Here is a 24,693-nt window from a genome sequence, read left to right on the forward strand (position 1 = left end):
GAAGGGGCGTCTCGAAGGACGCAGGATATCTCCGCCCGCCTCACCGCCGCCGCTCCGACAACCGCGGGTCCACCGCCGCGGCGGCCAGGTCGGTAAGGAAGCTGACGGCGACCACGGCGACCACCAGGACCAAGACCACGCTCTGCACCACGATCAGGTCGCGCTGGGCCAGCGCCTGGAACACCAGCCGGCCGAGGCCCGGCAGGTTGAACACGTTCTCGATCACTACCGCGCCAGCGAGCAGGTAGGCGAACTGGAGTCCCAGGATGGTCAGGGTCGGGCCCAGGGCGTTGGGCAGGGCGTGGCGGATCAGGGCCTGGCGTCGGCTGAGCCCCCGAGCCCGGGCGCTGCGGACATAGTCGGCGCCCATGGCCGAGAGCAGCTCGCCCCGCAGCACGCGGGTCAACACCGCCGCCTGGGGCGCGGCCAGGGCGATGGCTGGCAGGCTTAGCGCACCGAGCGCCGGTCCCACGCCGCCCGCCCAGCCGGGAAAGCCGCCTGCCGGCGCCCAGCCCAGCCGCTCGGCGAACACGATCACCAGCATCATGCCGAGCCAGAACCCCGGCACGGCCACGCCGAGCTGGGTCAGGCCGCCGACGATGCGGTCCACGGTCCCGCCCGGTCGCATCGCCGCGCCGAGCCCCATGGCGAAGGCCGCCGTTGTCGACAGGACCAGGGCGTAGAGGGCCAGCGGCAAGGACACCGCCAGCCGCTCGGCCACCAGGGCCGCGACCGGCGTGCGATAGGTGTAGCTGAGCCCCAGGTCGCCATGGGCCAGCCCCGCCATCCAGCTCAGGTAACGCCGCCAAGCCGGCCCCTCCAGGCCAAGCTCCAGCCGCACCGCGTGCAGGGCCGCCGGATCGGCGCTGAAGCCCATCATGTAGCGCGCCGGATCACCCGGCGCGATCTGCAGCAACAGGAAGATCACCAGGCTGGCCGCGAGCAAGGTCCCCACCAGCACGCCCAGCCGGCCCGCGAGATAAGCCGGACGCGCGCGCCGTCCCGCCGCAATCAGCGCAAGTACGAACGGCGCTGTCGTCAGCACCCAAAGCCAGGCCGGCGTCGCCCCCGAACCGCCCTGCTCGTCGCCCGCGCCGCCGCCCGCCACGTAGGCGTCGTTCAGGTCGAGGATGGCTACCGGCGTCGGCGCCCAGGCGTCCCTCAACCGGGCGTTCCAGACCCCCAGGATCGGATACTGGAACAGGAACAGGTTCACGGAGTCGCCGGCGATCTGGCGCTGGATGCCACCGAGCAGGGCCGTACGCCGGGCCGGGTCGGTCGCATCCTCGGCGGCGGCGAGCAGGACCTTGGTCCTCGGATTGGAATAGCCGAAATAGTAGTCGTCGCGGCCGTAGATGTCGTAGTCCAACGGCTCGACGTGATCGACGATGGTCATGTCGTAGGCGTGGCGGCCGAACACCTGGGCCAGCCACTGCGCCCATTCCATGTCGACGATCTTCACCTTCACGCCCGCCTGGGCGAGCTGGGCGGCGACGATCTCGCCGCTGCGCCGCGCATAGGTCGGCGGCGGCAGGGTCAGGGTGAGGCCGAGGTGCGGGTAGCCCGCCTGCGCCAGCAGGGCGCGGGCCTTGGCCGGGTCGTGCGGATACAGGCCGGTGAGGTCGACATAGCCGGGGTCCTGCGGGGGATAATGGCTGCCGATCGGCGTGCCGAAGCCGTACATGGCCCCCTCGATCACCGCCCTGCGGTCGATGGCGTAGGCCAGCGCGCGGCGCACACGGACGTCGGCCAGCGGCTTGATCCGCTCGTTCAGCGCCACCAGGGTCTCGCCCTCGCTCGGCGCCGAGCGCACCACGAAACGCGGATCGGCGGCGAGCCGCTTCAGGCCCTCGGGCGCCGGATAATTGGGAAAGACATCGACGTCGCCGGCCCTTAGCGCGGCTTCGGCGGCGGAGGGGTCGGCGATGAAGGTGAAGGTCACGCGCTCCAGCCGGGCCGGGCGACCCCAGTAGGCGGGATTGCGCTTGAGGCTCACCGAATAACCCCGCCGCCAGTCCTCCAGCACGAACGGGCCGGTGCCGACCGGGCGGGTGATGTCGGTCTTGGCCGATCCCGGGGCGACCATCACCGCGTCGCCCCAGCCCAGCACCTGCAGCAGGGTGGCGGAGCGGCGCTTAAGGTGCAGCTCGACCTCGTACGGGTCGAGGATGCGGACTTGGTCGATCACCTCGAATCGGCTGCGCTGGCCGTTGGTCGAGCCCGGCGCGCGGGCGCGGTCCAGGCTGAACTTGACCACGGTGGCGTCGAACGGCTCGCCGTCCGAGAACTGCACGCCCCGGCGCAGGTGGAAGCTGTAGGTCTGGCCGTCCGGCGAAACGGTCCAGCTCTGCGCCAGCAAGGGTTGGACAACGCCGCCAGGGCCGAGTTTCACCAGCCCCTCGAACAGGGTCGGAAAGGCCACGTTCTTGATCGCATCCGCCGCGCCGGAGGTGGGGTCGAGGGTAGGCGGTTCGAGCTGGAGGCCAACGGTGATGGCGTTGGCGGGGGCGGCGCGGGCGAGGTGCGGGGAGCCAAGAAGACAGAGGGCGAGGAGGGCAAAAGAAAGGGAGGCGCGCCACATTCCCCTCTCCCCTTGCGGGAGAGGGAGGGGCCCAGCGAAGCTGGGAGGGTGAGGGGTCGAAGGACGCTTGCCGCATAGCGCAGCAAGACCCCTCAACCTTCCCACGCGCCTATCGACGCGCGGGCCCCTTCCTTCTCCCGCAAGGGGAGAAGGGAACTCAATCCCCCTCACCGCGCCACCGCCCGCGCCGCCGCCGCAGCGCTTTCGCGGTGCAGACCCAGCCCCGCATACACCGCCGCCAGCGCCCGGTTCATCGGCACGCCCTGGGGATCGCTCATCCGACGCAACTCCAGCATCTGCTGGGCGCGTTCCAGCCGAGCACTGCGGATCACCGCGTCGAGCAGGATCAGCTCGAACAGGTCGCGCTGGGCGTGGCTGCCGCCGATGTCGATCAGCCGCGGCAGGGCCGGGGTCAGGCGGCGCACGGCGGTTTCCGCATCGCCCCGGGCGTGGGCGAGCAGGCCCTCGGCCACGGGAAGCGCCACCTCGGCCCAGGTCTCGCGCGCGTGATCCGGAGCGGTGTGAGCCCGCTCGGCGATGGCCGTCATCAGGGCGTCGGCTTCGCTCCGCCCCGCCCGCGCCAGTCCGTAGAGGTACTGCAAGGCCAGGAAGGGCTGGGTCGTGTCCGGCCCGCGCGCGGCGAGATAGACGCCCAAGTCATCCCAGCGTCCGCCCACCTCCACGCCCGACAGCTCGATCCGCGCCAGCAGCGAGACCGCGCCGGCCTGGTCCTGGGAGTAGTCCTTGGCCACGCCCCAGCAGTGGCGGTCGTAGATCTCCAGCACCTCCGCCTCGCGCCCCTGGCTGAGGCGGAACAGGGCCAGGTGCCACCAGAGGTGGGTCAGCATGAAGGAGTTCAGCCCGGTCCAGGTGTCGCGCGCCTGCTCCAGGAACGCGGCTCCCTCCTCGATCCGGCCCTGAGTCAGCATGATATGGGCGAGCGCGTGCTGGGCCCACGGCTCCTGGCGGCGCAGCGCCAGGGCGCGCCGGGCGGCGGCTTCGGCCTGGTCCAGCAGGTGGCATTGCTCGTAGGCGAAGGCGGCCATGCCATGCATCCAGGCCACGTCCTCGTTGGCGGGCGCGACCAGTTCGGCCAGCCGCAACATCTCGGCGAACCGACCGACGTTGAAGGCGTGGTAGTGCAGCAGCTTGAGCGTCAGCAGGTCGCGCGGGTGCGCCCGCAGCACCGCCTCGCCGATCCGCATGGCCTCGGGGATGTCGTCGCCGGCCCAGGCGCGGACGAAGGCGGTGACGTCGCGCTCGCGCCCGGTGGCCGACGGCGCCGCGGCCTCAGCCCGGCGCAGGTAGGGCTCGGCGTTGGCCGCTCCTTCCGGCGCCTCGATCAGCAGGTGCAGGGCGGCGGCGTAGGCGTTGATCAAGCACGCGCTGGGATCAGCGTCGGCGACCGCCAGCACGTTCACCGCACGAGTCTCATAGGCCAGCATCCCGCCCACAAAGTCGTCTACGCCCTGCAGCGTCGCATCGCTGTCGGTGGAGACGGGATTGCCGAGCAGGTCGCGCCGCATGGCCGTCATGTTCTAGTCCGTTCGCCTGCCGCAGTCATGGCGCGCATCGAACGCGTGCGTCCTTCGAGACGCCCCTTCCGGGGCTCCTCAGGATGACGGATGGAGGTGGCTTGCACAAACCCTCGTCATGCTGAGGAGCGCGTAGCGCGTCTCGAAGCACGCAGCGCCGCTCCCGATCAATACCGATAGCTCACCCGGCCGCCGAACGTCGCGGGCGCGCCGGGGGCGGCGATGTCGATGCCTGTCAGGAAGAAATTGCGGGTCAGGTCGTAACGCGTGCCGGTAATGTTGCGCCCCCACAACCCGATCGACCATGGCCCGTCGTTGGGCGAGAAGGTCAGGGTGGCGTTGGCCAGCCAGTAGGCGCTGACATTGTAGGTCGATCCCAGCAGCACCGGCATCAGCTTGTCGCGATAGGCGTAGTCCATCTCGGCGACCAGCTTGTAGGCGCCCGCCACCGGCTGGGTGTAGCTGGCCGACCCGTTCAGGCTCCACTTGGGAAAGCCCAGGTCCTGGCCGTCGCGGTTGTCGTTCACCGCCGCGCCCGCCGCCGTGCTCTTGGCCACGTCCAGGCCCTGATAGTCGTCGAACTCGCCGCGCTTGAGGCTGACGCCCTGGTCGATCTCCAGGCGCGGGATCGGCTTCCACTGCACCTCTGCCTCCACGCCCCAGATATGGGACTTGGGTACGTTGACGATCTTGCCGATCGGCCCGTTGGAGAAGGTGTCGAACACCGCTCCCTGCACCTGCTCGTCACGGTAGTCGTAGTAGAAGCCGTCGGCGTTGACCCGCAGGGTGTCGCCCAGGAGCTGGCTCTTGATCCCCGCCTCATAGGCCCACAGCGACTCCGGCTTGAACGGGGCGAGCTGGCCGAGGTTGGTGGTGTTGTAGGCGGTGAAACCGCCGGACTTCACCCCCCGGCTGGCGCTGGCGTAGACCAGGGTCTTGTCGATCAGGCGGTAGTCCGCCTCGGCCTTGCCGGACAGGCGGGTGTAGTCGGTCGCCTCCGCCGCCAAGGCCGCAAACACCGGGCCGCCCGGAACGGAGGTGGAGAAGTTGTCCAGCGTGCGCCGCTCGTATTCCAGCCGCAAGCCGCCCGTGATCGTCAGCCGGTCGGTGAGCCGGTAGTCGAGCTGGCCGAAGCCCGCGACGGTGTTGGCGTGCTGGGCGTAGGCGGTGTCGGCGATCAGGTTCAGGCCCGGAAAGTCGACGAAGTCCGACAGGAAGGTGTCGCGCAGGTCCTCTTTCGAGAAATACAGCCCTCCCACCCACTTCAACGGCCCATGCCCCTCCGAGCTGAGGCGCAGCTCCTCGGAAAACACCTTGGCGTGGGTGTTGTAGAAAGTGTCCGCGTCTGCGGCGGTGGTGGCGTCCCAGTCCTCGTACTCGCGCCGGGTCAGCGCGTGATAGGCGGTGATGCTGGTCAGCTTGGCGAAGCCCAGGTCGTAGCCGACGTGCAGGTCGATCCCGGCGTTCTCGTTGTGTTTGAAAGGCTTGGTGTCGGTGTTGATCCCGATCAGGTTGGCGAAGGCGGGCGATGCGCCCCAGCCGGTCTTGTAGGGATTGGCGTCGGCCTGGACCCCGCCCGCATTGTCGAAGCGGTACAGCCCCTGACCGTCTGAGTGGTCGTAGCCGTAGTTGGCCGCCAGCAGCACATCCAGCCTGGAGGTCGGCGTCCAGTCCAGTTGACCGCGCAGGGCCGAGCGGTTCAGGTCGCCCAGTTCCTGGCCCGTCGTGCGGTTCTGCTGGAAGCCGCCGCCCTGCTCGGAAACGCCGGAGATGCGGAACTTCAGCGTGTCGGTCAGCGGACCGGAGACGAACCCCTCCACCCGGCTGTAGCCATAGCTGCCGTACTCGCCGTCGATACCGAAGGATGGCGCGTCGCTCGGCCGGTTGGTGATGAAGTTGATGGCGCCGCCGGTGGTGTTGCGCCCGTACAGCGTGCCCTGCGGCCCGCGCAGCACCTCCGCCCGCGAGACGTCGAAGACCTGGCCCGTCGTCTGCAGCGGGAACGGATAGGCCACCTCGTCGACATAGACGCCGACCGGAGAGGAATTGTTGGAGGCGTAGTCGTCGAAACCCACGCCGCGCAGGCGATAGTTGGGCTGGCCGCCGCCAAAGGCGGGCGTGATCTCCAGCCCCGGCGTCTGGTATTGCAGGCCTGCGACCGTGGTCACGCCCCGCAGCGCAAGCTGTTCGCCGCTGATGACGGAGATGGCGATCCCCACATCCTGGGCGGACTGTTCGCGCCGCTGGGCGGTGACGACCACCTCCGACAAGGTGCTGGACGACGCGGGCGCATTGGATTCCGCCGCCGCCGCGGACGTAGCGATGCCGAGCGCCAGGGCGCTCACGGCCGTCGCCTTCAGAGTTCGAGTCAAAGCCTTTTCCCCTCGCCGCTTTCCCGCAATAGCGTTGCGAGATGCGTCTGTTGTGCAGTGCAAGCTAAGCCATGCACGAAGGGGAGGAAGCTAGTTTTTCTCAGACGCGCCCCTGCAACATTTGAAGCTTTCCTCTGCGTGTCGCCAAAGCGACACAAAACAACTTTGGTATATCAAATACTTGATCGGCCCATCAGCGTGTAGAGCGCGCCGGCCATGCCCACGGCGCCCACCAGCCCCATACCCAGGCTCACCAGGTTCGGCTGCCCTTTGAGGATCATCGCCACCGCGCCTGCGAACAGGACCAAGCCGATCAGGGCCACGATATGCGGTGCAAAGCGGAGCAGCGGGGGCCGCGCCTTGACGCTGGCCTTGGCCGGGGGCGTGACTGCGCGCTCGGATGCGGACGCCTCGCCTTGGATTGGTCCGTCGAGCCCGTCCTCCGAAAGCGGATCGACAGTCGCCGGGCCATGGTCGTTGGCGAACGGCGGCGGCGGGGGCTCGGCGTGCTCGACCAGACCGCCGGCGGCGAGGATGGGAGCGGCGACGCCGATCACCTCCGCCAAGGGCGCGGTCAAGAATGGGGCGGGAGCTTCATGGGGCTCCAGGATCGCCGCAGGCTTGGGCGGCGGCGGCGCGGAGTGGACGGCCTCGAACGGAGCATCGGGGATCAGTTCGCGCAGGCGGGCCTGCACGCTGTTGGCGGCGGTCAACACGGCCGAGGGAGAGCTGGCGGCTTCGGGCGCGACGCCCCCCCCATGGATTGCGGCGACCTGGACCGCGTCGGGATCGCCGGAGACGATCGGGCCGGCGTCCGGGCCGGTCAGCGGACGCAGCATGGCCGAAGGCGAGGTCGAGGCGCCGGGCGGCAGGCTGAGGAAGTGCGCCTTCTCCGCCGCGCGGCGGCGCACCAGGGTGTCGACGACCTGGGCGCCGGTCCCAAGTTCGGCCAGCCGCCAGCGCTCGATCTCGTCGGCGGCGTCCAGATAGGCGCCGGCGTTGACCCGCGCCAGGGCGCTCGATCCACGGAAATTTTCAGGCCCGACGTTGAAGGCGAAGGCGGTCAGGGCGTCGAACTGGACGACGTTGAGCGGGGCGAACACGGTTTGGGAAACGAGCTCCGCCGCCGCGCTCAGATCATAGAGCAGCAGCGCCTCGGCGTCCTGGCGCGAGACGCTGGCTCCTTCCCGTGCGGTGCGGGTGTGGCCGTAGCCGAGGGTCCAGCCCCCATGGGCCGTCGGCTTGGCCTGCGGTTCGAAGGTCTCGAACCGTTTGACCAGTTCCACGGCAGCCCGGGAAAGTCGCGGATGCAGCTTCATTCGACCCAACTTGGCACGGTGGCGTCATCGCCGACCGCATCGGAGCAAGAAGCCCGCCACAGGAAGGGGAGGGGTCGATTTGGCTATCGCACCTGCCCAGGGCCAAAAGGCCGCTGGGTCAGGGATAGACTGTCCGGAATTGGTGCGGTCGAGAAGACTCGAACTTCCACGGGTTGCCCCACAGCCACCTCAAGGCTGCGCGTCTACCATTCCGCCACGACCGCGCGTTTCGGAGCGGGGCCAGTAGCAAACCCCGCCGCCCGTGTGAAGGGGCGCGGCCTAGATGCCGCGCCTTTGGACGGGCTGGATCAGCCGGAACCGCCGGCGATGAAGTCGTACACATCGGCGGCGCGGGTGACGCTGATAGCGATCTTGTCCTCGCTGATCTGGATTTCGCCCCGCGCGACGGGGTGATTATTGGCCAGGATCCAGACCTCGTCGGACTCGTGGGCGTCCAGCGGGATCACCGCCCCGCGGCCCATGCGCAGCAACTGGTGCATCGGCAGGGTGCTGCGTCCCAGCAGCACCGAAATCTCGACCTGGACCGATTCGATCTGGCTCAAAGTACGCCTACCCCACACCCTGCGGCCTTGCGCCGACAGGACGTGGCGCCAAACTGCAGCGTTATGATTGCTTCCGAGTTAAGCCCGTTCGTTTCCCCCACCCTTTTGCGGACCGATGATGCGCCGGCAGGCTGGGCCGTCTCGAAGGGCTATGTCCCCTATCCCGAGGCCGTCGAGGCGATGGAAGCGCGCGTCGCCGCCATCGCCGAAGGACGGGCGGGCGAGCTGGTCTGGCTGTTGGAGCACCCGCCGCTCTACACCGCCGGCGTGTCGTCCAAGCCCGACGACCTGCTGACGCCGGAACGGTTTCCGGTGTTCGCCACCGGGCGGGGCGGCCAGTTCACCTATCACGGGCCGGGCCAGCGGGTGGCCTACGTCATGCTCGACCTGCGGGCCCGCCAGCGCGACGTGCATGCCTTCGTCCGCGCCCTGGAAGGCTGGGTGATCGGGGCGCTGGGCGAATTCAACGTCAAGGGCGAGGTGCGGCCCGGCCGCGTCGGCGTCTGGGTCGAGCGGCGCGAAGGCGGCGTGCCGGCGCGCGAGGACAAGATCGCCGCCATCGGGGTCAAGCTCCGGCGCTGGGTCTCCTTTCACGGGATCAGCCTGAACGTGGAGCCCGACCTCGGCCACTTCGACGGCATCGTCCCCTGCGGCATCCGCGAGCATGGCGTCACCAGCCTGGTGGACCTCGGCCTGCCGGTGACGCTGGACGAGGCCGACGCGGCGTTGAAGTCCAGTTTCAACCGCGTGTTCGGGCCCGTCCAGGACGCCGAGGCGCCGCTCTAGGGTTGCGGCGGCCCGAAGCGATTGTGGCTCGCCTGCCCCGGCAGCGCGACCAGATCGACCGCGAACGCCGCGACAAGCACCAGGGCGACCCAGCCCACCACGCCCTCGGGCCTCGGCCAGGCCAGGTGGAACGCCAATAGCGCCAACCCCGCCCACCAGCCCGCGCGTCCGCGATCATGCAGCCGCTTGGACAGCAGGCAGCAGGCGGAGAAGAACAGCAACAGGTCGACCATCCACCCGGTGGCCGTGCGCATCCATCCGCCCACATGCAGGTCGTAGAGCCAGAATAGCCCGATCAGGACGGCTAGCCCCGCAATGAACGGCGCATGCGACATCCGCCCGCTCGACGAGACGAACAGCTCGCCGATCTCCGGCCGGGCCTGCCCGCGCACGATCCTGCCCCGATCCGAGATCTCGTCCGACATCATGGCGGCGGGTTAGCGGCTTCGATCCAGCTTGGCAAAGCGGCGAAAAGGAAACGGCCTGCGCTTTCCCACACGCCCCGGCTTTACCGCGGGCCTGCGAGTGCTATGAGCCGCTGAGGATCGCAAGGACCCCCAAGTATGCGCGCGCCCCGTTTCGCCCTCGCCGCCTTCACCGCCTTCGCCCTTGCTGGCTTGGTGACGAGCGCCCAGGCCATCGAGCCCGTTCCTGCGCCCGCCTCTTCGGCCAAGCCGCCCGTGGCAAAGCCGCCCGAGGCAAAGCCGGAGCCAACGCTGTCGCCGGCCCAGATCGCCGCCCTACTGCCCAACAAGTGGATGGGTTCGGAATATGTCATGGGCTCGCCCACGGCCAAGGTGACGCTGGTGGAATACGCCTCGGCGAGCTGCCCGCACTGCGCGCGCTTCGACGCCAACGTCTTCCCGCAGATCAAGGCCAAGTACGTCGACACCGGCAAGGTGCGCTACGTCTTCCGCGAGTTCCTGACCGAGCCCGAGAACGTCGCCGCCATCGGCTTCCTGATGGCCCGCTGCGCCGGGAAGGACAAGTATTTCGACGTGGTCGAACAGGTGTTCCGCGCCCAGCCGGAAATCTACGGCGGCAAGGGCGACCTGAAGGCCATCTTCGTCCGCATCGCCAAGGCCAACGGCTTGAACGAGCCTCAGTTCGACGCCTGCATCTCCGACAAGGCCGCCGCCGACGCGCTCAACGCGCGGGTCGACCACGCCGCCAATGTCGACAAGATCGACAGCACGCCCACCCTGGTCGCCAATGGCAAGAAGCTGGCCCAGGCGCCGGGCAAGGAATGGGATTTCACCATGGTCGACTCCCAGCTCCAGCCGCTGCTGAAGCGATCCAAGCGGCGCTGAGGCGACCGCCTTTCGCGCCCCCCCGTTCGGGGAAAACTCTTCCAACTTCCCGTCGAACTTGACGATGGATGGCCGGAGGTATGATTAGGCCGGGACAAATTCGACCGGACCTTAGCCTTTGGACGCTCATCCCCCCCTCGCCGCCGACTTCCCCGAACCTTCGCCGGAAGCGTGGCTGGCGCTGGTGGAGAAGACGCTGAAAGGCGCCCCCCTGGACGGGTTGACCACGCACGCGCCGGGCGGCCTTGAGACCCGGCCCCTCTACACCGCCCAAGACGACGGGGCTTCGCTGGACGACGCGGCGCGCTTCGACGCCGTGCGCAGCCAGGGGCCCGGCCGCTGGGACGTGCGCACGATCATCGACCATTCCGACCCGGTGAGCGCCAACGCCGACGCGCTGCGCGACCTACAGAACGGCGCCAACTCTCTGCTCGTGCGCATCGATCCGACAGGCGGGACGGGCGTCGCGGTCGCGTCCGCCGCCGATCTGGCGCGGGTGCTGGCCGAGGTGGAGATAGACTTGGCGCCGACAGCGCTGGACGCCGGCTGGCTCGGCCCGCAGGCCGGCGACTGGCTGCACGCCCTGGCCCGATCCGCCCCGCGCGCCAGGCTGGCGCTGCATCTCGATCCGCTGGGGACGTTCGCCGAGCAGGGCTCCAGCCCCGGTCCGCTGGCCGACCATGTGCGGCTCGCCGCGCGCACCGCCGCCCGCCTCGCCCCCACCTATACTGAAGCGACCTTCTTCCTGGCGTCCGGCCGCGTCGCGCACGAGGCCGGCGGCGGCGAGGCGCTGGAGCTGGGCATGATGGCGGCCAGCATCGTCGCCTATGTCCGCGCCATGATCGACGAGGGGCTGAGCGCGGCCAAGGCCTTGCCCCGCATCGTCGTCGGCCTGTCGGCGGACGCAGAGTACTTCACCACCCTGGCCAAGCATCGCGCCGCCCGCGCGATCTGGACCCGGCTGGCGGCGGCGTTCGGGAGCGGTGCGTCGATCCGCATCGAGGCCCGGGCCTCCCGTCGGATGCTGTCCAGGCTCGATCCCTGGGTGAACCTGCTGCGCCTGACCGCCGCGGGGTTCGGCGCGGCGGTGGGCGGAGCCGACGCCATCGTGCTGGAGCCCTTCACCCAGCCGCTCGGCCGCGCCGGCGCCCTCGCCCGTCGCCAGGCCCGCAACACCCAGCTGGTGCTGATGGAGGAGAGCCACCTCGCCCGCGTCGAGGACCCGGCCGGCGGCTGCTGGTTCCTGGAAGCCCAGACCGACCAGCTCGCCCGCGCCGGCTGGGAGGTGCTGCAGGACATCGAGCGCCGGGGCGGGATGGCCGCGACCCTCCGGTCCGGCTGGGTGGCCAGGACCGCCGCCCAGGCCCGCGCCCAGCGCGAGGCCGACCTCGCCAGCCGCAAGACCGGGATGGTGGGCGTGTCGCTGTTCCCCAACCTGTCGGAGACCGATGTGGAGACGCTCCACGTCGATCCCAGCCCTTTCGCCAAGCCCGGCCCCGAAGTGCGCCTGGCTGGCGAGGACGACGTCTGCGAAGCCCTGCATCCGTGGCGAGCGGCCGAACCGTTCGAGCGCGAGCGCCAGGCGCAACAGGGAGCCACTCCATGAGCGAAGCCGTTCCCGAGCCTCAGGGCTTCACCGCCGAGACCTGGGCCAAGGCCCGGACCTTCCACGGCCGGGTGGCGACCCAGGCCGATGTGGAAGCCGGCCGCGCCGTGTTCGCGCTAGGCGACACCCATAACGCGGTCGCGTTCGAGGAGCCCCTACCCCAGCCGGTGATCTGGACCGACGAGGAGGCGGACGAGGAGTTCGCCGCCCTGATCGTCCAAGCCGAGCAGCATGAGACCGAGCGAGGCGAACAACTCCAGGTGCTGGGCCTGCTGCTGCCCCAGGGCCGCACCGTGATCGCCTTCACCGACGACGTGCAGGAGGTCGACGCCGCCGACCCCGACTGGCTGGCCCTGCTGGAAGCCGATCTCACTGAGGACGAGGCGGAGGTCGAATGACGCCCGATTTCACCCGGCTCGGCTTCGACGATCTGGTCCTGCCGCCGGCATCCACGCCCACAGGCGCGACCTGGGAGACGCCCGAAGGGATCGGGGTCAAGCCGGCCTATGGCCCGCCCGACCTGACGGGACTGGACTTCCTGGACGGCTATCCCGGGATCGCGCCGTTCGTGCGCGGCCCCTACCCGACCATGTACGTCACCAACCCGTGGACCATCCGCCAGTACGCCGGTTTCTCCACGGCCGAGGAGTCCAACGCCTTCTATCGCCGCAACCTGGCGGCGGGTCAGAAGGGCCTGTCGATCGCCTTCGACCTGGCCACCCACCGCGGCTACGACAGCGACAATCCGCGCGTGGCCGGCGACGTCGGCATGGCGGGCGTGGCGGTCGATTCCATCCTGGACATGCGCACCCTGTTCGACGCCATCCCGCTCGACCAGATGAGCGTGTCGATGACCATGAACGGCGCGGTGCTGCCGGTGCTGGCGCTCTACATCGCCGCCGCCGAGGAGCAGGGCGTTCCCCATTCCAAGCTCACCGGCACGATCCAGAACGACGTGCTCAAGGAGTTCATGGTCAGGAACACCTACATCTACCCACCCACGCCCTCGATGCGGATCATCGCCGACATCTTCGCCTACACGGCGAAGGAGACGCCCAAGTTCAACTCGATCTCGATCAGCGGCTACCACATGCAGGAGGCTGGCGCCTCGGCCGACCTGGAACTGGCCTACACGCTGGCCGACGGAATCGAGTACGTGCGCGCCGGCGTCGCCGCCGGGATGGACGTGGACGCCTTTGCGCCCCGCCTGTCCTTCTTCTGGGCGGTGGGGATGAACTACTTCATGGAGGTGGCGAAGATGCGCGCCGCCCGCCTGCTCTGGGCCAGGCTGATGCGCCAGTTCGATCCCAAGGACCCCCGCTCGCTGTCGCTGCGCACCCACTCCCAGACCTCGGGCTGGTCGCTGGCGGCCCAGGACGTGTTCAACAACGTGGCGCGTACCTGCGTGGAGGCGATGGCGGCGGCCAACGGCCAGACCCAGTCGCTGCACACCAACGCCCTGGACGAGGCCCTGGCCCTGCCGACCGACTTCTCGGCCCGCATCGCGCGCAACACCCAGCTGTTCCTGCAGACCGAGAGCGGGCTGACCCGCACCATCGACCCCTGGGGCGGCTCCTACTATGTCGAGCGGCTGACCGCCGATCTAGCCTGGCGCGCGCTCGCCCATATCGAGGAGGTCGAAAGGCTTGGCGGCATGGCCAAGGCCATCGAGGCCGGCGCGCCCAAGCTGCGCATCGAGGAGGTCGCCGCCCGCACCCAGGCCCGCATCGACAGCGGCCGCCAGAGCGTGGTTGGCGTCAACCGCTACAAGCCCGAGCATGAGGAGACCATCCCCATGCTCAAGGTCGACAACACCTCCGTGCGCCAGCAGCAGGTCGAGAAGCTTCGCCGCCTGCGCGCCGAACGCGACCCGGCCGAGGTGCAGGCTGCGCTCGACGCCCTGACCAGGGGCGCGGCCTCCAACGCCAACCTGCTGGAACTGTCGGTCCAGGCCGCCCGCGCCAAGGCCACGGTCGGCGAGATCAGCGACGCGCTGGAAAAGGTGTTCGGTCGCCACAAGGCCCAGATCAAGGCCATCAAGGGCGTCTACCTGCGCGAGGCCGGGGCCGACGACTTCACCGTCAACCGCGCCAAGGCCATGGTCGAAGCTTTCCGCTCCGCCGACGGTTCTCCACCGCGCATCATGATCGCCAAGATGGGCCAGGACGGCCACGACCGGGGCCAGAAGGTGGTCGCCTCCGCCTTCGGCGACCTCGGCTTCCAGGTCGAGATCGGCCCGCTGTTCCAGACCCCCGGCGAGACCGCCCACGACGCCATCGCCGCCAAGGTCCACGCCATCGGCGCATCCTCGCTGGCCGCCGGCCATCTCACGCTGGTCCCCGAGCTCAAGGCCGAGCTGGCCAAGGCCGGGCGCGACGACATCATGGTGGTGGTCGGAGGCGTGATCCCGCCGTCCGACTTCCAGGCGCTGCGCGACGCCGGCGCCGCCGCCATCTTCCCCCCGGGCACCGTTATCGCCCAAGCCGCCATCGAACTGCTGGAAAAGCTCAACGCGAAGCTGGGCTACTCACAGGCGGCGGCGTGAGGAAGGCTCAGGCGTGCTGCGTCCTTCGAGACGCCCGCCGAGGCGGGCTCCTCATGATGACGAGCGTTAGGGACGGCTTCCAAAAACCTGCGTCATGCTGAGGAGCGCGTAGCGCGTCTCGAAGCACGCAGGAAGGGAGGCCTAAGCCATGGCCACGATCGGGGCCTGCCGCCGCGCCCACCAGCCCTTGCGTACGATCGGCGAGACGGCGTCCTGCGCCACGTCCCCGCGCGCGATCTTACGGTCGATGGCGGCGATCACCAACCGGGTCGACCACTTGTGGGTGGTGAGCAGGTCGGCGGCGAGCGGACCGGCGAAGGGGATGGCGCTGACCGCCGTGCGCCCGAACATCAGCGCGCCACAGGCGGCGAGCACCGGTACGGACACGCCCGCGCGCACACCCTGGGCGATGATATAGGTCCCGGCGGCGGCGCTGTAGAGCTCGCCCAGCCCCGGCGCCCAGGCCAGCACCCCGTCCAGACCCAGGCTGAACGGCCCCAGGCGCACAATGCCGTCGGAAAGCTTGCCGATGCGCGCCACGCGGACACGGATGGCCTCAAGTTCGGAAACGCTGCGTCGACCCACGACCGACCTCCGTTCGCGACGGACACGAGCCCGCCTTTCCAGACCTAGATGGGAGCTGAAGGACTCGACTGCAAAGAACGGCGCGAAAACGACGCGTCCGGCCTAGCCGCTCAGCCTTCGGGGCCGGTCCACTCGTCGGTCGGGGTTTCGCGTTCGGGGTGGGCGGCGCGATCGGCGGCTTCGCTTTCGGCCCGGCCGCGGGCCCACTGGGTCCACCACCAGACCGCAGCCCCCGCGCCGGTCGCCAGCAGCAGAGCCGCGGGCGCCGCGCGCGCGACATGACCGCGCCTGCCTTTCGGCGGCTCGAACAGCTTGTCCAGCAGTATGTCGATGAACTTGAAACCGGGCATGACACACCGCTTGTGGCGCCAAAACCGCGCCAGGGGAAGTGTAACGCGGACACGGTGGCGATGGTTCACATTCAGCCCGCCAGCCGCTCCACCAGCCCCCGAGCGCCCGGGCCGCCGAGCCTGTCCGCCACCCATGCGCACACCGTCCCGGTCGCCCCATCCACATCGGGCAGGTTCACCGCCACTAGGGCGCAGCCGTTCATGCGCATGGGATTGTCCAGCGGCTTGATCCGCACCTGGGCGGCGCTCAACGACGGCGGTCGTTGCGCCTCCAGCCGGCTCAGGAAGGCGTCGAACGTCTCCAGGTCCTTGAGCGGCAGCCAGATCAGCGCGCCAGTCGCCGGGTTCAGAGCGGCCGTGAGCGCCAGCACACGCTCGTAATCGTCGGCGCGCTCGAACGGCGGGTCCACCAGCAGCAGGGTGCGCCCGCCATCCGCCGCCGTACGTCGAGCCGCCTCGTCGTAGCCGTCCAGCTTCAGCGTCTCGACCCGCACGCCTTTTGGCGGCGCGCGCAGGGCGTGGGCGAGCTGGGCATGGGCGTCGGGATGCAGCTCGAAGCCGGCGTAGCTCGCACCGGGCGCCAACGCGTCTACGACCAGGCGCGGGGAACCGGGATACCAGCGCAGGCCGCCATCCGGATTGACCCGCGCCACCGCCGCCTTCAGCGACGCGAACACCTCCGGCGTCCCGACGTCGGCCATCAGCCGCGCCACGCCCAACTCCGCCTCACCCGTACGTCGGGCGTCCTCGCCGTCCAGGTCGTAGAGCCCCGCTCCGGCATGGGTGTCCAACACCCGCTCGGGCTTCATCGCCGCCAGGACGGCCAGCAGGATAGCGTGCTTGGCGATATCGGCGAAGTTGCCAGCGTGAAAAGCGTGTCGGTAATTCATCTAGCGTCCATGCAGTCGCGGCGACCGGGAACCTAAGCATTAGTCGTGCGTTGGGCGAGGAACGTATAAAATTGGGAGGGGGCTATGAGCGACAACGGCATCAACCGGCGTCGGTTGCTCGTGGCCGGAGCCTTGACCGGCGCCGCGGGCGCGGCGGGCGCAGTCACCCTTCACGACGGCGAGCGTGGCGCGGACCCTCGGACCTATAGCGGGACCATGCCCTGGCGCGGCGGCGCGGCGGACGCCCCTCCGATCGCGGAGGGCGGCACGGGCTACACCTTCTTCAACGCGCTGGAACAAGCGTTCCTGGAACCGGCCCTGGATCGGCTGATCCCGCCCGACCCGGCCGGCCCGAGCGCCACCCAGGCCAATGTCCACATCTTCATCGACCGCCAGCTCGCCGGCCCCTACGGCCGGGGCGACCACTACTTCCTCGGCGGCCCCTGGCCCAAGGGCGTGGCCGAGCAGGGTTATCAGAGCCGCCTGTCCCCAGCCCAGGTCTATCGCCTGACCATCCCGGCCATCGAGGGCCACGTGCGCGGCGCCTACAACGGCAAGCTGTTCAAGGACTTGGCCGTCGAGGACCAGGACAAGGTGCTGAAAAGCCTGGAGAGCGGGGACGCCAAGCTCGATAGCGCCGACGGGAAAATGTTCTTCACCATGTTCCTGCAGAACGCGATGGAGGGCTACTTCTCCGATCCGATCTACGGCGGCAACAAGGACATGGGCGCCTGGAAGATGATCGGCTTCCCCGGCGCACACTACGACTACCGCGAATGGGTCGGCCGCCATAACGAGCGCGTCCCCTATCCCCCTGTGAGCATCAAGGGCCGGCCCGGCTGGTCGGAGACCTGAGCGATGGCGACCCGACTCCCCTCCGTCGACGCGGTGCTGGTTGGCTTCGGCTGGACCGGCGCGATCATGGGCCAGCAGTTCTGCGACGCCGGCCTGAACGTGGTGGCCCTGGAACGCGGCGTTTGGCGCGACACGCCCACCGAGTTCGCCCCGACCTTCGCCCAGGACGAGCTGCGCTACATGTGGCGCCACCACCTGTTCCAGAACGTCGCCGACGACACCCTGACCATCCGCAACAATACCGACCAGCAGGCGCTGCCGATGCGCCGGCTGGGCTCGTTCCTGCTCGGGACTGGGGTGGGCAGCGGCGGCGCGCACTGGAACGGCCAGATCTGGCGCTTCCTACCCAGCGACCTGAAGGCCTACAGCCACAACCTGGAACGCTACGGCAAGGCCGCCGTCACCGCCAACGACATGACCGTGCAGGACTATCCGGTCTCGTGGGAGGAGCTGGAGCCGCACTACGACACGTTCGAGAAGCTCTGCGGCACCAGCGGCAAGGCCGGCAACCTGAACGGCAAGATCCAGGACGGCGGCAATCCGTTCGAGGGACCGCGCTCGGCCGAATACCCCAACCCGCCCCTGGCGTGGCCCGCCAGCCCGGCCATGTTCGCCGAAGCCGCCAAGAAACTCGGCTACAAGCCCTTCCCGCACCCGACCGGCAACGTGTCCAAGGCCTATGTCAATCCGCTGGGCATGCAGCTCGGCGAATGCACCTATTGCGGCTTCTGCGAGAAATTCGGCTGCGGCAACTATTCCAAGGCCAGCCCGCAGACCACCATCCTGCCCTACCTGATGGCCAAGAAGAACTTCACCCTGCGCACCGAGTGCGAGGTGCTTAAGGTCGAGACCACCTCCGACGGCAAGCACGCCACCGGCGTCACCTATGTGAACAGCGCGGGCGAGGAGTTCTTCCAGCCCGCCGACATGGTGATCCTGTCGGCCTACATCCTGCACAACGTACGGCTGATGCTGCTCTCCAACATCGGTAAGCCCTACGATCCCAAGACCGGCGAGGGCGTGGTCGGCAAGAACTACGCCTACCAGACCATGGGCTCGGTCAACGTCTTCTACAAAGACAAGATCATGAACCCCTTCATCGGCGCCGGCGCGCTCGCCTCGGTGATCGACGAGTTCAACGGCGACAACTTCGATCACTCGGGCCTGGGCTTCATCGGCGGCGGCTATATCGCCAGCATGACCACCGGCGGACGCCCGATCGAGATGATCTACACCCCCGACGGCACGCCCAAATGGGGGATGGAGTGGAAGAAGGCGGCGGCGCAGAACTACCTGCGCTCCTCGCTGATCAGCTGTCACGGCTCGGTGATGGCGCACCGGGGCAACTACCTGGACCTGGACCCGACCTATCGCGACAGCCTGGGCCGGCCGATGCTGCGCATGACCTTCGACTTCACCGACAACGAGCGGAAGATGTCGGCCTACATGGTCGACAAGGCCGCCGAGGTCGGGCTGGCCATGGACGGCGCTTCGGGGATCAAGAAGAACTACCGCAAGGGCTCGTGGAACGTGGTCCCCTACCAGACCACGCACAACACCGGCGGCGCCATCACCGGCGACAATCCCAAGACCAGCGTGGTCAACAAGTACCTGCAGAGCTGGGACGTCTCCAACCTGTTCGTCATGGGCGCAGGCGCCTTCCCGCAGAACGCCGGCTACAACCCCACCGGCACCCTGGCGGCTCTGGCCTACATGGCGGCCGACAAGATCAAGTCCGACTACCTGAAGAACCCCGGCCCGCTGGTCCAGGCCTGAGGAGGGGACGATGGCGCGCATGAACAGGATCGCGGCGGTCGTCGGCCTGGCGACGATCGGGCTGGCGGGCGCCGGCGTCGCAAGCCTGGCGCTCAGCCAGGGGCGTATCAACGCTTCTTCGACCGCACCCGGCGTCGCGACACCGACCCAACTGCTGACCCAGCCCATCCCTGACGGGGCGCCGAACATCGACCAGATCCGCCAGGGCCAGTACCTGGTGAAGATGGGCGACTGCGTGTCCTGCCACACCCGCGACGGCGGAGAGCCCCTGGCCGGCGGCTATGGGCTGAACACCCCGTTCGGCGTCATCTACACCGAGAACCTGACCTCCGACCCCGACACCGGGATCGGCGCCTGGACACCGGACCAGTTCTACCAGGCCATCCACAGCGGGATCGGCCCGCACGGGATGCGGCTCTATCCCGGCCTGCCCTACACCTACTTCACCCGCGCCACCCGCACGGACTCCGACGCCATGCTGGCCTATCTGAAGACAGTGCCCGCCGTCAGCTACCGGCCCCCGGCCAATGGCCTGCCCTTCCCGCTCAACATCCGCTTCATGATCCGGGGCTGGAACCTGCTGTTCTTCCGTCCCGGCGATTTCAAGCCGGAGCCGGCCAAGTCGGCGGAGTGGAATCGCGGCGCCTACATCGTCACTGGGCTCGGCCACTGCGGGGCCTGCCATACGCCCAAGAACGCGCTCGCCGGCGACAAGACCGGCGTGCCCCTGCACGGCGGCGACCTGGACAACTGGGTGGCGCCGGACCTGACCTCCAATATGCGCACTGGGCTGGGGCGCTGGAGCTCCGACGACATCGTCGAGTACCTGAAGACCGGCCGCAACGCCCACGCCAACGCCGGCGGCTCGATGGGCGAGGTGGTGTCCTACTCCACCTCGCTGATGAACGACGCCGACCTGCACGCCATCGCCACCTACCTCAAGGACCAGCCGGCCAGCCCATCGGCGGCGGCCTACGATCCCGATCCGGGCGCGATGAAGCGCGGCGCGGCGATCTACAGCGACGCCTGCGCCTCCTGCCACCTGCAGGAAGGCGGCGGCCAGCCGCGCATCTTCCCCCCGCTCAAGGACGACGCGGTCGCCCAGCAGGGCGATCCCAACGGCCTGCTGCATCTGATCCTGGCCGGCGGCCGTACCGCGCCGACGCCGACGCGCCCGACACCCCTGTCGATGCCCAGTTTCGCCTGGAAGCTGACCGACCAGCAGATCGCCGACGTTGCCACCTATATCCGCAACGCCTGGGGCAACCGCGCCTCGGCGGTCACGGCCGGGCAGGCGACCAAGATGCGCGCCCGGCTGGGGCTGAAGACGGTCCACCTGACCGACAACTCAGGCGATCACGGCTAGGATTTGGTCGCAAAACCGTCATCTGGCGGAAATCAAACCATCACGCTATTGTCGGACGAACGACCGGGGATCGTTCCGCGGGCCTGATGGATGCGGATGCAAGACCAAGACAAGGCTTTCGCCGTGCTCGATGCGATCGACCGCGGCATCCTGGCCGAGCTGCCTGAGTGCGACCGCTGGCTTGCGGCGGCGCAGACCATCCAGTGGGCCTACAAGACCTCGGACGGCTTCATGCTGACAGCGGCCGGGCGCCAGGCCCTCGAGGAAATCACCAGGACGCGTCGCCCGATCAACTAGCTGGATTGGGCGGAGTGGAAGCTTAGACCCTCTGCGCCTTGGCCGGCGGCGCATTGGCCGTGATCGAGCCCATCGGCTTAATGGTCCGCATCGCGATGGTGGTGGTGAAGCGCTGCACGCCGGGCAGACGCCACAGTTCCTGGCGCAGGAAGTCGTCCAGCGCGGCCATCCCCGGCGCCAGCACCTGCAGCAGATAGTCCGCCTCGCCCACGGTGGCGTGGGCCGACAGGATGCGAGGATGTTTTCTCACCGCCTGCTCGAAGGCGTCGTGCTGGTCGAAGGCGACAACGATCTGGACAAAGGCCGCCGTGTCGAGCCCAAGTCGCAGCGGATCGATCACCGCCCTATAGCCCGAGATGACGCCGGTCTGCTCCAGGGCGTGGACGCGCTTCCAGCAGGGGGACTTGGACAGCCCCACCCGCTCGCCGAGATCGGCGAACGATAGACGCCCTTCCGCTTCGAGGGCCAGCAGCAGCGCATGGTCGAGGCGATCCACGGCGTTTCTCCAAATCCAATTTATGCAGAACGATAGCGCCTCAGTCTCTCGTCCACCCAGACCTTTGGACCAATGTTTCCACGCGTGGATGTTACGTTTTCACCAACGGGCGAAAAGCCCACGGCGGTGGCGAGGGTTCGAAATGGATCGGGAGAAGTTCCACCGCATGATGGCGGCGCCGGCGGAGCTCGATTACGAACTCTACCTGCGCACCGATGCGCTGCTGAAGTGCCAGAAGTCGCCGCAGGACCTGGTCAACCCCGACGAACTCCAGTTCCAGATCGTGCATCAGGTCGAAGAGCTGTGGATGAAGCTCGTCGCCTCCACCCTGCTCGACATCGACGACCACATGGCCGCGCGCGAGACCCACCGGGTCGTGACCCTGTTCGGGCGCTGCAACCGCATCGTGCGGCTGATGACCCAGCAGCTGGACCTGCTGGAGACCATGTCGCCCAAGGAATACCAGCAGATCCGGCTGCAGCTCGGCAACGGCAGCGGCCAGGAATCGCCGGGCTTCCGTGTGCTGCTGAACATGCCGCCGCTGCTCTGGCCGACCTTCGAGCAGCATTACCTGCAAGGGCGCACGGTTCGCGACATCTACGATGCCGGCTACGCCCACGACGACGCCTATGTGGTGGCTGAAAGCCTGATCGAGTTCGACGAGCTGTTCCAGAAATTCCGCGCCCACCACATCTTCCTGATCCACCGCTCGATCGGGATGGGCTCGGCCTCGCTCAAGGGCCGCTCGGTCGACCTGCTGCAGGCTGGGGTGAAGCACCGTTTCTTTCCCGCGCTATGGGACGTGCGCTGCGAGATGACCGACGCCTGGGGCGCCGACTACGGCCGCGTGCGCGAGAGCATCGGCTAGGGCGTGACCCATAAGCCAGGTACTGTCAGCTTCTGGGCGGGATGGCGATGGCGGGTTTCGACCCGTTGCAGACATTCGGCGCATAATAAACAATAGGGAGATGATCGACCTCCCCGACCGCCGTGGATGGCTTAGCGAACCCTTGGCAAGCTCTCCGGCGGTGCCGCCCTTCCCTCAACTCACAAACTTTGAACGCCGCGCGTTGAGCGCCATAGCAGAAGGATTTGGCTCCGACGCGAGTGATTTCAGACGTCAGATTGACGCCTGCCGTGTCGTTGATCGCGTCAACACGACTGTCGGCTTCTACACCCGAACTACCGTGGATAAGGCCGTAGCACAGCCGCTAACTATCACGCACAAAGGCGCGCATTTCGAGGTGCCTGGAACGCGCTACGGTATGATGGTCGTACTCTGGGGTGACGGCGGTTACCTATCCACCATCGAAGCAACGACATATGGCGAGGATGATTTGGGTGGCCAGGATTTAGTCGATCTCGACTTTATCAGTTTCAAGCTAACCTAAGGTCCGCTCCCCATCCATCTCCGAAGTTAGGCGCGTCCAATTGCTGAACCGATGTCCCAAAGAGCGCGCAGCGCCTACGGCCTCTGCTTAGCGGGTATGGCCGCCGCCTCGGCCGCGGTCAGCGGGGTCTGGCTCTTGACGATGCAGGGGACGGGGATGTCGGGCGGGCTCTGGCCGACCTTCAGGTCCCAGTCCAGCGGCCCGCAGATCTGGTCGCTGCCCCGGATCACCGTGATCAGCCGGGCGTCGGGATAGGTGATCTCGCGACACTCGTCCTGAAACTCGATCCGGTAGATGTCGCGCACGTTCACCCGGATATACATCGCGTGCGCGTCGATTGGACGGAAACCCTGGTAGTCGCGGCTGCGGAAGCACTGGCTCGGCTTGCGGTCGGGCTGATCCTTGGCGCTGGCCGATCCGGCGGCGAGACAGGCCGCACCGATCAGGAGGCCGCGTAGAGGTCGCAACATCGCCAAGTCCTCGTGGATACGCCCGTCAGAACCCTCCACATGGTATCACGGTTGCGAACCGCGCCGAAATCGGTTGAGTTCAATGCTCGGAACATAAGGGCGTGAACGCCCAGTCCCCGCCCGTCGGGAGGTAGCTCGTGTCCTGGAAGCCGATCGATACCGCACCGCGTAACGGCAAGGAGATCGTCGTCGCCTATCGAAGACCGAGAAACGCCGCGGTGATCGTGGCTGTCAGCGCCTTCGAACTCGGCGAATGGATCTGGAGCGAGGAGTCCGATCAGGACGAGATGCTGACCGCCGGCGACATCCCGTTCGCCTGGATCGAGATGCCGGACTGACTAGGCTCAGCCGAGATCGCGCCCAACCAGCCACAGGGCCAGGTTCTTCACATAACGTTTGACGGACGCCTGGGCTTCGGGTGAGCCGGCGAGCGTGTTTCCCGGCGGCTCGCCGACGAAGCTGGGCGCGCCCCGCGAGGGGTCCCAGTTGTAGTCGGCGAAATGGTGGAAGGTGGACTGGGCGACGGCCGGTCCGCCGTCCGGCGAGCGCTCGAACGCCACCGCGATATTGAACGGCCTGCCGGTCGCGAGGCTGGTCCCGACGGCGATCACCCGCGCGGTCGGATCGTCCGGCGGCGCGCCGACGCCGCCTTCGTGGGGATGCGAGGGCAGGAAGCGGACGCGCCCCTCCGCCATGTCCGGCGCGGCCAGCACGGGATGCAACGGCCCCTCCGGCGCGATCTCCTGATAGTCGCCGTTGGCGCCGGAGTGGAAGTTCGGCCACGAGATGGCGGTCGTATAGGGATCGTCGATCCGACGCCGGCTCGCGTCGGGATCGAGGTGCGTGGAGTGGAAGAAGTGCGCCGCCCCCACCCCGCCCAAATTGCAGACCGAAGAGCCCAGGTCCATGTGATCGCGGGTGACCATCAGCCCGCCACCCCGGCGCCGAAACCGGGAGATCGCCTCGCAGTCCTCCTGGGTCAGGCCGGCGCCGGTGTCGACCGCGAACAGCCACATCGCCGCGTAGTCCGAACGGTCGAGCGCGGAGAGCATCGGGTCCGGCGCACCGGGCGGCGTGCGGTCGCGGGCGTGGACCTCGAACAACGGCTCGCCCGCCTCGTCCGCAAGCCCGCTCAGATAGGCCTGCAGGAGGCTGAACCGCCCGATCGACCAGTCGTCCTCGGTCGTGGGAATGGTGGTCTGCAGCAGGATCTTGGCCGGCGTCGGCATGGGAGGGCCTCCTGCCCGAATGACCTCAATAGTAGCGCGGGATCGGGCCGTCCTGCGGGGTCATGTTGTCGGAAAGGTCGAGCATCACGTCGTCGATGAAACACCAACCCCAGCCCTCGGGCGGATCGTAACCCTCGATGATGGGGTGACGGGTGGCGTGGAAATGCTTGGTGGCGTGCTGGTTCGGAGAATCGTCGCAACAGCCGACGTGACCGCAGGTCCGGCACAGCCGCAGGTGCAGCCAGACCTCGCCGAGCTTGAGGCATTCCTCGCAGCCCTTGGCGCTGGGCTTCACGTCGCGGACGCCGCCCTCGTGCGAACAATAGCTCATCGGCTCACTCCCCCGACCGGCGGCGCCTCTGGTGCAGGAT

At 68.3% G+C, this 24,693-nt stretch carries 25 protein-coding genes and 1 tRNA gene; 12 read left to right on the forward strand and 14 right to left on the reverse strand.

The features are described from left to right. Window positions 1–40: 40 nt before the first annotated feature. From GSQ87_RS12345 to GSQ87_RS12370, 6 genes are all read right to left on the reverse strand, one after another. Window positions 41–2,581 (reverse strand): ABC transporter substrate-binding protein, encoded by a 2,541-nt coding sequence (locus tag GSQ87_RS12345; protein ID WP_158915727.1) that lies wholly within the window; start codon window positions 2,579–2,581, stop codon window positions 41–43. A gap of 167 nt (window positions 2,582–2,748) precedes the next feature. Further along, window positions 2,749–4,116 (reverse strand): tetratricopeptide repeat protein, encoded by a 1,368-nt coding sequence (locus GSQ87_RS12350; protein ID WP_254062909.1) that lies wholly within the window; start codon window positions 4,114–4,116, stop codon window positions 2,749–2,751. A 167-nt stretch (window positions 4,117–4,283) separates the two neighbouring features. Next, window positions 4,284–6,461 (reverse strand): TonB-dependent receptor, encoded by a 2,178-nt coding sequence (locus GSQ87_RS12355; RefSeq protein ID WP_158915728.1) that lies wholly within the window; start codon window positions 6,459–6,461, stop codon window positions 4,284–4,286. A gap of 200 nt (window positions 6,462–6,661) precedes the next feature. Then, window positions 6,662–7,807: a lysozyme gene (locus GSQ87_RS12360; protein WP_158915729.1), complete on the reverse strand. Its 1,146-nt coding sequence runs from the start codon at window positions 7,805–7,807 to the stop codon at window positions 6,662–6,664. A gap of 140 nt (window positions 7,808–7,947) precedes the next feature. Then, window positions 7,948–8,031: transfer RNA gene (locus GSQ87_RS12365), tRNA-Leu, on the reverse strand. A gap of 84 nt (window positions 8,032–8,115) precedes the next feature. After that, the gene (locus GSQ87_RS12370) at window positions 8,116–8,370 is read right to left on the reverse strand and encodes a FliM/FliN family flagellar motor switch protein (RefSeq protein ID WP_158915730.1); all 255 of its coding nucleotides are present in this window, start codon (window positions 8,368–8,370) and stop codon (window positions 8,116–8,118) included. Window positions 8,371–8,433: 63 nt separating this feature from the next. Here GSQ87_RS12370 and lipB point away from each other — a divergent pair, with 63 nt between their 5' ends. Continuing rightward, a complete protein-coding gene (lipB, locus tag GSQ87_RS12375; protein WP_158915731.1) occupies window positions 8,434–9,156 on the forward strand; it encodes a lipoyl(octanoyl) transferase LipB in 723 nt (240 codons plus the stop codon). Here lipB and GSQ87_RS12380 read toward each other — a convergent pair. Continuing rightward, a complete protein-coding gene (locus GSQ87_RS12380; RefSeq protein WP_158915732.1) occupies window positions 9,153–9,581 on the reverse strand; it encodes a DUF805 domain-containing protein in 429 nt (142 codons plus the stop codon). The genes lipB and GSQ87_RS12380 overlap by 4 nt on opposite strands. A gap of 138 nt (window positions 9,582–9,719) precedes the next feature. Here GSQ87_RS12380 and GSQ87_RS12385 point away from each other — a divergent pair, with 138 nt between their 5' ends. The 4 genes from GSQ87_RS12385 (at window position 9,720) to scpA (ending at window position 14,617) form a co-directional block, all read left to right on the forward strand. After that, a complete protein-coding gene (locus GSQ87_RS12385; protein WP_158915733.1) occupies window positions 9,720–10,466 on the forward strand; it encodes a thioredoxin domain-containing protein in 747 nt (248 codons plus the stop codon). Between the two features lie 118 nt (window positions 10,467–10,584). Then, on the forward strand, window positions 10,585–12,072 hold the full coding sequence (locus GSQ87_RS12390; protein ID WP_158915734.1) for a methylmalonyl-CoA mutase family protein: 1,488 nt from the start codon (window positions 10,585–10,587) through the stop codon (window positions 12,070–12,072). After that, the gene (locus GSQ87_RS12395; protein WP_158915735.1) at window positions 12,069–12,470 is read left to right on the forward strand and encodes a hypothetical protein; all 402 of its coding nucleotides are present in this window, start codon (window positions 12,069–12,071) and stop codon (window positions 12,468–12,470) included. Before GSQ87_RS12390 ends, GSQ87_RS12395 begins: the two co-directional genes overlap by 4 nt. Continuing rightward, entirely contained in the window at window positions 12,467–14,617 is a 2,151-nt protein-coding gene (gene scpA, locus GSQ87_RS12400) for a methylmalonyl-CoA mutase (RefSeq protein ID WP_158915736.1), read from the forward strand. Before GSQ87_RS12395 ends, scpA begins: the two co-directional genes overlap by 4 nt. Window positions 14,618–14,758: 141 nt before the next feature. On the opposite strand, the gene GSQ87_RS12405 is transcribed toward scpA, so the two are convergent. The 3 genes from GSQ87_RS12405 to rlmJ form a co-directional block, all read right to left on the reverse strand. Continuing rightward, window positions 14,759–15,202, reverse strand: a complete 444-nt coding sequence (locus GSQ87_RS12405; protein WP_158915737.1) for a DUF4112 domain-containing protein — start codon at window positions 15,200–15,202, stop codon at window positions 14,759–14,761. Window positions 15,203–15,312: 110 nt separating this feature from the next. Then, entirely contained in the window at window positions 15,313–15,552 is a 240-nt protein-coding gene (locus GSQ87_RS12410) for a hypothetical protein (protein WP_158915738.1), read from the reverse strand. A gap of 71 nt (window positions 15,553–15,623) precedes the next feature. Then, window positions 15,624–16,442 (reverse strand): 23S rRNA (adenine(2030)-N(6))-methyltransferase RlmJ, encoded by an 819-nt coding sequence (gene rlmJ, locus GSQ87_RS12415; RefSeq protein ID WP_158915739.1) that lies wholly within the window; start codon window positions 16,440–16,442, stop codon window positions 15,624–15,626. 84 nt (window positions 16,443–16,526) lie between these two features. On the opposite strand from rlmJ, the gene GSQ87_RS12420 reads away from it, so the two are divergent. From GSQ87_RS12420 to GSQ87_RS12435, 4 genes are all read left to right on the forward strand, one after another. Further along, window positions 16,527–17,297 (forward strand): gluconate 2-dehydrogenase subunit 3 family protein, encoded by a 771-nt coding sequence (locus GSQ87_RS12420; RefSeq protein WP_158915740.1) that lies wholly within the window; start codon window positions 16,527–16,529, stop codon window positions 17,295–17,297. 3 nt (window positions 17,298–17,300) lie between these two features. Continuing rightward, a complete protein-coding gene (locus tag GSQ87_RS12425; RefSeq protein WP_158915741.1) occupies window positions 17,301–19,073 on the forward strand; it encodes a GMC family oxidoreductase in 1,773 nt (590 codons plus the stop codon). A 10-nt stretch (window positions 19,074–19,083) separates the two neighbouring features. Further along, on the forward strand, window positions 19,084–20,439 hold the full coding sequence (locus GSQ87_RS12430) for a cytochrome c (RefSeq protein WP_158915742.1): 1,356 nt from the start codon (window positions 19,084–19,086) through the stop codon (window positions 20,437–20,439). A gap of 96 nt (window positions 20,440–20,535) precedes the next feature. Continuing rightward, on the forward strand, window positions 20,536–20,736 hold the full coding sequence (locus tag GSQ87_RS12435; RefSeq protein WP_158915743.1) for a hypothetical protein: 201 nt from the start codon (window positions 20,536–20,538) through the stop codon (window positions 20,734–20,736). A 22-nt stretch (window positions 20,737–20,758) separates the two neighbouring features. Here the strand turns inward: GSQ87_RS12435 and GSQ87_RS12440 are convergent, their stop codons facing one another. Then, complete coding sequence (locus tag GSQ87_RS12440) at window positions 20,759–21,232, reverse strand: Lrp/AsnC family transcriptional regulator (protein ID WP_158915744.1); 474 nt, start codon at window positions 21,230–21,232, stop codon at window positions 20,759–20,761. A 142-nt stretch (window positions 21,233–21,374) separates the two neighbouring features. Here GSQ87_RS12440 and GSQ87_RS12445 point away from each other — a divergent pair, with 142 nt between their 5' ends. Both GSQ87_RS12445 and GSQ87_RS12450 read left to right on the forward strand, forming a co-directional pair. Next, on the forward strand, window positions 21,375–22,100 hold the full coding sequence (locus tag GSQ87_RS12445; protein WP_158915745.1) for a tryptophan 2,3-dioxygenase family protein: 726 nt from the start codon (window positions 21,375–21,377) through the stop codon (window positions 22,098–22,100). A 100-nt stretch (window positions 22,101–22,200) separates the two neighbouring features. Further along, complete coding sequence (locus GSQ87_RS12450) at window positions 22,201–22,623, forward strand: hypothetical protein (protein ID WP_158915746.1); 423 nt, start codon at window positions 22,201–22,203, stop codon at window positions 22,621–22,623. A gap of 74 nt (window positions 22,624–22,697) precedes the next feature. Here GSQ87_RS12450 and GSQ87_RS12455 read toward each other — a convergent pair whose 3' ends face one another. After that, window positions 22,698–23,093, reverse strand: coding sequence for a DUF6491 family protein (locus tag GSQ87_RS12455; protein ID WP_158915747.1), 396 nt, complete (start codon window positions 23,091–23,093; stop codon window positions 22,698–22,700). 137 nt (window positions 23,094–23,230) lie between these two features. Here GSQ87_RS12455 and GSQ87_RS12460 point away from each other — a divergent pair, with 137 nt between their 5' ends. Further along, on the forward strand, window positions 23,231–23,431 hold the full coding sequence (locus tag GSQ87_RS12460) for a hypothetical protein (protein WP_158915748.1): 201 nt from the start codon (window positions 23,231–23,233) through the stop codon (window positions 23,429–23,431). Window positions 23,432–23,437: 6 nt separating this feature from the next. Here GSQ87_RS12460 and GSQ87_RS12465 read toward each other — a convergent pair whose 3' ends face one another. Together GSQ87_RS12465 and GSQ87_RS12470 are read right to left on the reverse strand one after the other, a co-directional pair. Further along, the gene (locus GSQ87_RS12465; protein ID WP_158915749.1) at window positions 23,438–24,322 is read right to left on the reverse strand and encodes a hypothetical protein; all 885 of its coding nucleotides are present in this window, start codon (window positions 24,320–24,322) and stop codon (window positions 23,438–23,440) included. A 25-nt stretch (window positions 24,323–24,347) separates the two neighbouring features. Continuing rightward, window positions 24,348–24,653, reverse strand: a complete 306-nt coding sequence (locus GSQ87_RS12470; protein WP_158915750.1) for a UBP-type zinc finger domain-containing protein — start codon at window positions 24,651–24,653, stop codon at window positions 24,348–24,350. Between the last annotated feature and the right edge of the window lie 40 nt (window positions 24,654–24,693).

The organism is Caulobacter sp. S45 (assembly GCF_009765965.1).
Classification (GTDB): Bacteria; Pseudomonadota; Alphaproteobacteria; order Caulobacterales; family Caulobacteraceae; genus CAHJWH01.